This is a genomic window from Rhizobium sp. 57MFTsu3.2, from assembly GCF_012932765.1.
Classification (GTDB): domain Bacteria; phylum Pseudomonadota; class Alphaproteobacteria; order Rhizobiales; family Rhizobiaceae; genus Rhizobium; species Rhizobium altiplani.
In genome coordinates this window covers 43,754-50,133 of the sequence record NZ_JDWI01000038.1, presented here as the reverse complement: position 1 = coordinate 50,133, position 6,380 = coordinate 43,754, and the positions used below count along the sequence as shown (strand labels likewise).

Annotated in this window: 5 protein-coding genes; 4 read left to right on the top strand and 1 reads right to left on the bottom strand. The window is 61.9% G+C overall.

Translation table 11 applies throughout. The features are described 5' to 3' along the window. Positions 1–563 precede the first annotated feature (563 nt). The 3 genes from hrpB (at position 564) to AF71_RS27845 (ending at position 5,014) form a co-directional block, all read left to right on the top strand. Complete coding sequence (hrpB, locus tag AF71_RS27855) at positions 564–3,029, top strand: ATP-dependent helicase HrpB (protein WP_169683920.1); 2,466 nt, start codon at positions 564–566, stop codon at positions 3,027–3,029. Positions 3,030–3,056: 27 nt separating this feature from the next. Continuing rightward, positions 3,057–4,367 carry an ActS/PrrB/RegB family redox-sensitive histidine kinase gene (locus AF71_RS27850; RefSeq protein ID WP_169683919.1) on the top strand — a complete coding sequence of 437 codons (1,311 nt, stop codon included), beginning with the start codon at positions 3,057–3,059 and terminating at the stop codon, positions 4,365–4,367. Positions 4,368–4,438: 71 nt separating this feature from the next. Beyond that, on the top strand, positions 4,439–5,014 hold the full coding sequence (locus AF71_RS27845) for an ActR/PrrA/RegA family redox response regulator transcription factor (protein WP_018859449.1): 576 nt from the start codon (positions 4,439–4,441) through the stop codon (positions 5,012–5,014). A gap of 2 nt (positions 5,015–5,016) precedes the next feature. Here AF71_RS27845 and AF71_RS27840 read toward each other — a convergent pair whose 3' ends face one another. Next, positions 5,017–5,511: an MmcB family DNA repair protein gene (locus AF71_RS27840; RefSeq protein ID WP_026372086.1), complete on the bottom strand. Its 495-nt coding sequence runs from the start codon at positions 5,509–5,511 to the stop codon at positions 5,017–5,019. Positions 5,512–5,691: 180 nt separating this feature from the next. On the opposite strand from AF71_RS27840, the gene AF71_RS27835 reads away from it, so the two are divergent. Further along, positions 5,692–6,378, top strand: coding sequence for a L,D-transpeptidase (locus tag AF71_RS27835; protein WP_018859447.1), 687 nt, complete (start codon positions 5,692–5,694; stop codon positions 6,376–6,378). Positions 6,379–6,380 lie beyond the last annotated feature (2 nt).

Here is a 6,380-nt window from a genome sequence, read left to right as displayed (position 1 = left end):
AAGAACCGAAATCTCTTCCGGTCCCGCAAGCTCCGCCGCCCACGTTTCTCTTTCTTCTCATCTTCAATTGTCAAATAACAGACCAGATACCCCGGTCGAATTTCCTCGCCTCAAACCAAAAAGTCCAAGGAACCAATCAGCAACTAAGCCAATCTTAAAAGAAACTTGAGAGCGAAGGACTTCGTCGCCAGCAGCGCCGCCGCCCTCGTTCAGTGAGGGGGCTTATAGATCCTACCCCTTTTCTAAGTCAACAGCGCCAGACAAAGTTTTTTGACATTTTTGTAACAGATTGATTCGATTGAGATATATTCTGGAAGCGCGGTTTCGGATTGCTTTTGGTGCGGAGGCGGCGACCCCTGCCTGTGCTGTTTCGGTCGCCACGACTTTGGGCTGTATCATTTGGGGCTGTTGGGCTCCGCCGCAGTCCGAATGTCGGCATGACTTGCACGCGATAGGGCAGCATCGGTAGTTTCGTTTTCGATCCGACACGTGGGGAATGACCGGCGCTTGTCCTGAATGGTGGGGGCCGGCACCATTCCCGCCAACGAAACGAAGACACCGACGTGACCCCTATGACTTCCTTGCCGGAGCTTCCGGTTTCGCATGTTCTTCCCGAAATCGGGGCAGCACTCGGTGCACAGGGGCGCGCAGTCCTTTCGGCGCCGCCGGGCGCCGGCAAGACGACGCTCGTACCGCTCTATCTGCTGAGGCAGGACTGGCGCGGCGACGGCAAGATCGTACTTCTCGAACCGCGGCGGCTGGCAGCACGCGCGGCCGCCAGCCGCATGGCCTCGCTGCTTGGCGAGACTGTGGGGGAAACGGTCGGCTATCGCATGCGGCTCGACACCAGGGTTTCCGCCAAGACCCGCATCGAGGTCGTGACCGAAGGCGTGTTCGCGCGCATGATCCTCGAGGATCCGGAACTCTCGGGTGTCTCGACCGTCATCTTCGACGAGTTTCATGAACGCTCGCTGGACGCCGACTTCGGCCTGGCGTTGGCGCTCGACGTACAATCCGCCTTGCGCGACGACCTGCGCCTGCTGGTGATGTCGGCGACGCTTGACGTTGCGCGCGTTGCTGCGCTTCTCGACCAGCCGCCTGTTATCGAAAGCATGGGGCGAAGCTATCCGATTGACGTCCGCTACAAGGATCGGCCGGGCGGCGAACGCATAGAGGATGCGATGACACGTGCGATCGTCGACGCCCATGCCAGTGAAAGCGGATCGATCCTCGCCTTCCTGCCCGGCCAGGCGGAGATCGCCCGCACGGCGGAGCGGCTCCAAGGACGCTTCGGGCCGGAGACACTGATTGCGCCCCTCTACGGCAACCTGACACAGAAAGAACAGGACGCGGCAATCCGACCGGCCGAAGGCGGGACGCGCAAGATCGTGCTCGCCACCTCGATTGCCGAGACATCGATCACCATCGACGGCGTACGGATCGTAATCGATGGCGGCTTGCAGCGGCTTCCGGTGTTCGAGGCCTCAACCGGCATCACACGGCTGGAAACGGTGCGCGTCTCTCGCGCCTCCGCCGACCAGCGTTCCGGGCGAGCCGGCCGAACCGAGCCCGGCATCGCCATCCGCCTCTGGCATCAGGGACAGACCGCGGCCTTGCCGGCTTTCACGCCGCCGCAGATTCTCTCCAGTGATCTCTCCGGTCTGGTCCTCGACCTTGCCCACTGGGGCGTTCAGGATGCCCGCGTGCTGTCCTTCGTCGACCAGCCGCCGGAGACGACGCTGGCGGAGGCGCGCGCGCTCCTGTTGCAACTCGGCGCGCTTGACAAGGACGGCGCACTCACCCCGCGCGGACGGATGATGCGTGACCTTGCGCTGCCGCCACGTTTGGCCGCCATGGTGATCTCAGCCGGCGAGACTGGGCAAGCGAGAGATGCGGCCGCCCTTGCCGTGCTGCTGACCGAACAGGCCCTCGGTGGTCCCGGTATTGACCTCGAGGAACGGATGCGACGCTTCCGGTCGGAACGAGGTGAGCGCGCGGAGGGCGCGCGCCAGCTGGCGGCTCGACTGGCCAAGGGTCTCGATGTCGCAAAGTCAACTGAACCGAGCCAGGCGGGACGCCTTCTGCTGCACGCCTTTCCCGACCGAATCGCGCTGCAACGCGGCGGCAGAGGCCGATTCCTGATGGCGAACGGGCGCGGTGCGGAGCTGCCGGAAACCGAGCGACTTGCCGGCACCCAGATGCTCGTCATCGCCGACTTGACCGGCCGGGCGGCGCAGGGGCGAATTCTGGCTGCAGCAGAGGTTTCGCGTGGCGAGATCGAGGAAGAGCTACCTGGCGCCATTTCCACCGACAATCAGGTCTTCTTCGACCGCCAGAGCCGGCAGGTCAGGGCCCGGCGCGCGACGCGGCTCGGCGCCATTGTCTTCGAGGAGACGCCACTGCCGCGTCCAACTGGCGAAGCCGTCAGCCGCGCGCTGGCGGTAGGCGTGCGCGAGCTGGGGCTGGAACTGCTGCCCTTTTCCAAGGAAGCCATGCAGCTGCGTGAACGCATCGGCTTTCTTCATCGCAACATCGGCGATCCTTGGCCTGATGTCAGCGACCAGGCACTGCTTGCGCGGCTGGACGAGTGGTTCGTTCCCTACCAGACGGATGCCCGCGGGATTTCCGACATTTCCTCGAATGCTCTTTCGAACGGGTTGATGGCGCTGATCCCGCACGAGCTGCAGCGGGATCTTTCCCGCCTCGCCCCGACGCATTTCGACGCGCCGACGGGACAGCGACATCCGATCCAGTACGACGGCGAGGAGCCGACTCTGACGATCCGCGTGCAGGAACTCTTCGGCCTCAAGCAGCACCCGGCAATTGGAGGCGGAAGGCTGCCGCTGCTTCTGGAACTGACGTCGCCCGCACACCGGCCGATCCAGACGACACGCGACCTGCCGGGCTTCTGGGCCGGATCGTGGAAGGACGTGCGCGCCGACATGCGCGGCCGCTATCCCAAGCACCCCTGGCCGGAACGGCCGGAGGACGCCCCGCCGACGACAAGGGCAAAACCGCGTGGTACATGAGCCCTAGCATGGCTCAAGGAATGTCAAATGGTCGATACTGTCGAAAGTTCGTCGGAAGAGGACAGGCACAACAGCAGGCGCCTGAGACTGCAGACGCTGGTGCGGCTGAGATGGCTTGCCGTCGGCGGCCAGGCCGTGACGGTGTTCATCGTTGCCTTCTGGCTGACGTTTCCGCTTCCGCTTATTGCCTGCGGGTTGCTGATCGCGGCGCTGGCGGCGGTCAACTTCTACCTGATGATCCGCTATCCGCCGACGCACCGGCTCTACCCAGGCGCCGCCTTCGCACTGCTCGGTTTCGATCTTCTGCAGCTTTGCGCACTGCTCTTCATCACCGGCGGCCTTGCTAATCCCTTCGCCGCGCTCGTCTGCGTTCCCGTGATCATTTCATTCGCATCGCAGCCGATCCGCTTCAGCACGGTGCTCATTTTCATTGCGATGGTCTGCATCACCATCCTTGCCTTTTCACCCTTTCCCTTGCCGTGGTTCGACGGGGTCGAGATCAATGTGCACACGGTGATGCAGTTCGGCGTCTGGTGCTCGATCGCATCGACCATGGCCTTCGCCGCCTTCTATGCATACCGGGTCTCAATGGAGGCGAGCCAGCTCGCCGACGCGCTGGCGGCAACCGAACTCGTGCTGCAGCGGGAGAAACACCTTTCGCAGCTGGACGGTCTTGCCGCAGCAGCGGCACACGAACTCGGAACGCCGCTTGCCACCATCAGCGTGGTTGCCAAGGAAATGGAACGGGAACTGAAGGATGACGATCGCTTTCGCGAGGACGTGCAACTCCTGCGCAGCCAGAGCGAGCGCTGCCGCGACATCCTGCGGCGGCTGGCGACGCTCTCGGCAGAGGGCGAGGCCCATCTTCGGCGGCTGCCGCTCTCATCCATGATGGAAGAGATCGTGGCGCCGCACAGGGAGTTCGGGATCAAACTCGAGCTCATCGAGAAGAGCCCGCGCAAGGGCGAGCCTATCACCGACCGCAATGCCGGCATCATGTACGGGCTCGGCAATCTCATCGAGAACGCCGTCGACTACGCGCGCGACAAGGTAACGGTCACGGTCGAACACGATCTGAGAAAGGTCCGCATCACCATCGAGGACGATGGAGAGGGCTATTCTTCCGATATCCTGACCCGGATCGGCGAGCCCTACGTCACGAAGCGGCAACGGGAGGACCGGGCCGGTGGGCTGGGACTTGGCCTCTTTATCGCCAAGACGCTCCTGGAACGATCCGGCGCGTCGTTGGTCTTCGAGAACCGCATGCCGGAAGCCGCCGGAGCGCGTGTCCGTGTCGAATGGCCGCGCATGCTGATCGATGCGAATTCGACAAAATGACGCTATGGGCATAATGAAAAAGCTGAATAATTGACTTATATCAGGCGGGGCAGCCGCCGGGATTGATAGATATGAACGAGCTTGACCACGAATCCTCCCTCGCCAATGCGGATCATATCGGTCCGGACGCCAGCTTGCTGATCGTTGACGATGACGGTCCCTTCCTGCGCCGTCTGGCGCGCGCGATGGAGACACGCGGCTTCACGGTCGAGACAGCTGAGTCAGTCGCCGAGGGTGTTGCCAAGTCCAAGAGCCATCCACCGAAATATGCCGTCGTGGACCTGCGGCTTGGTGATGGCAACGGTCTGGACGTAATCGAGGCAATCCGCCAGCGCCGCGACGATACCCGGATCATCGTTCTGACCGGCTACGGCAATATTGCAACAGCCGTTACCGCTGTGAAGCTCGGCGCGGTCGATTACCTGGCAAAGCCCGCCGATGCGGACGACGTCTATGCCGCCCTGACGCAGCGGGCGGGCGAGAAAGCAGAGCTACCGGAAAACCCGATGTCAGCCGACCGTGTGCGTTGGGAGCATATCCAGCGGGTCTATGAAATGTGCGAGCGCAATGTTTCGGAGACCGCGCGGCGGCTCAATATGCATCGCCGCACGCTGCAGCGGATCCTCGCCAAGCGCGCGCCGAAATAACCCTAAATATCGTCGACCTCAAACGGCTTGCCGTTTGCCCATTCGGCCATCAGCAGGCGCTGGGCGGCTACGCGGGAGAAATTGAGCGTCACAGATTTACGCGTCGCTGGCGCAAGGCGATGTTCGGGCGCCTCGCGGATCATATGCGCGCCGTAGCCATCCGATAAAAACAACCCGCAGCCCTCGGGGAAAATCTCAAGCGGAACATCCTTGTGCGTGGCGAAAAACAGCCGATCACAATGCAGGCGATAGTCCGGCCACTTGCGGTCGACGCGAAAGTCCTCGATCGAGGTCTTGATCTCGATGATCCAGATTTCGCCCTTCTCCGAAATGGTGATCAGATCCGCCCGGCGTCCGCTCGCAAGCGACAGCTCCGGCAACACGGCGTGACGCATCTCATGAAGTAAAATCTGAGTCCCGCGCCGCACGAGCATAGCTCTGTCCGACTGCCGGCCGTCTATTAACGGATTGTTATTGTAAACACTCAAAATCGTCATGGATAACCGTAGGTCTGGCGCGCGCGTTGTTGCAAAAAAACCATGCGCTTCTAATTTGCCGCTGCGTATTGATTTTGCCGCACTGCAACAGCTTGCAAAGGCAAAGTTAATCGAAAATAAACCATAATCAAAGATGGTTCAAAAGACCGTTTCCTCTTGCCCATTTCCTAAGAGACATCCATGCGTATCCGCAATGCATTTCCTGTATTCGGCCTGATGGCGACGCTCGCTCTGGCCGGTTGCTCTTCGACTACCGAGAGCGCCTCCGTTGAAGACAAGGCCGTGCCGGGCCCGACCGTCCAGACCGCGCAGATCTTCGACGACGCCTATGGCGTGACGACGGATGCCGGATATTCGCTGCCGGCGATCCCGATCCAAAAGGTCAAGCCGCAGTTCCGCCGCCAGATCGTCTCTTACGAAACCACCGAGCGTCCGGGCACGATCATCGTCAACACCCGCGAGCGCTTCCTCTATTACATCCTGCCCGGCGGCAAGGCGATGCGCTACGGCATCGGTGTCGGCAAGCAGGGCTTCGCCTGGGCAGGCACGGCCTATGTCGCATGGAAGCAGGAATGGCCGACCTGGCATCCGCCGAAGGAAATGGCCGAGCGCAAGCCGGAAGTTGCCAAGTATGTCGAAGATGGCATGGGCCCTGGCCTCAGCAACCCGCTCGGCGCGCGCGCCATGTATCTCTTCAACGAAAAGGGTCAGGACACCCTCTTCCGCCTGCACGGCACGCCGGAATGGGCTTCGATCGGCACCGCGGCCTCCTCGGGCTGCATTCGTCTGATGAACCAGGACGTTATCGACCTCTACAGCCGCGTACGTCCGGGCAAGACGACTTCGAAGGTCATCGTTATCCAGTAAGC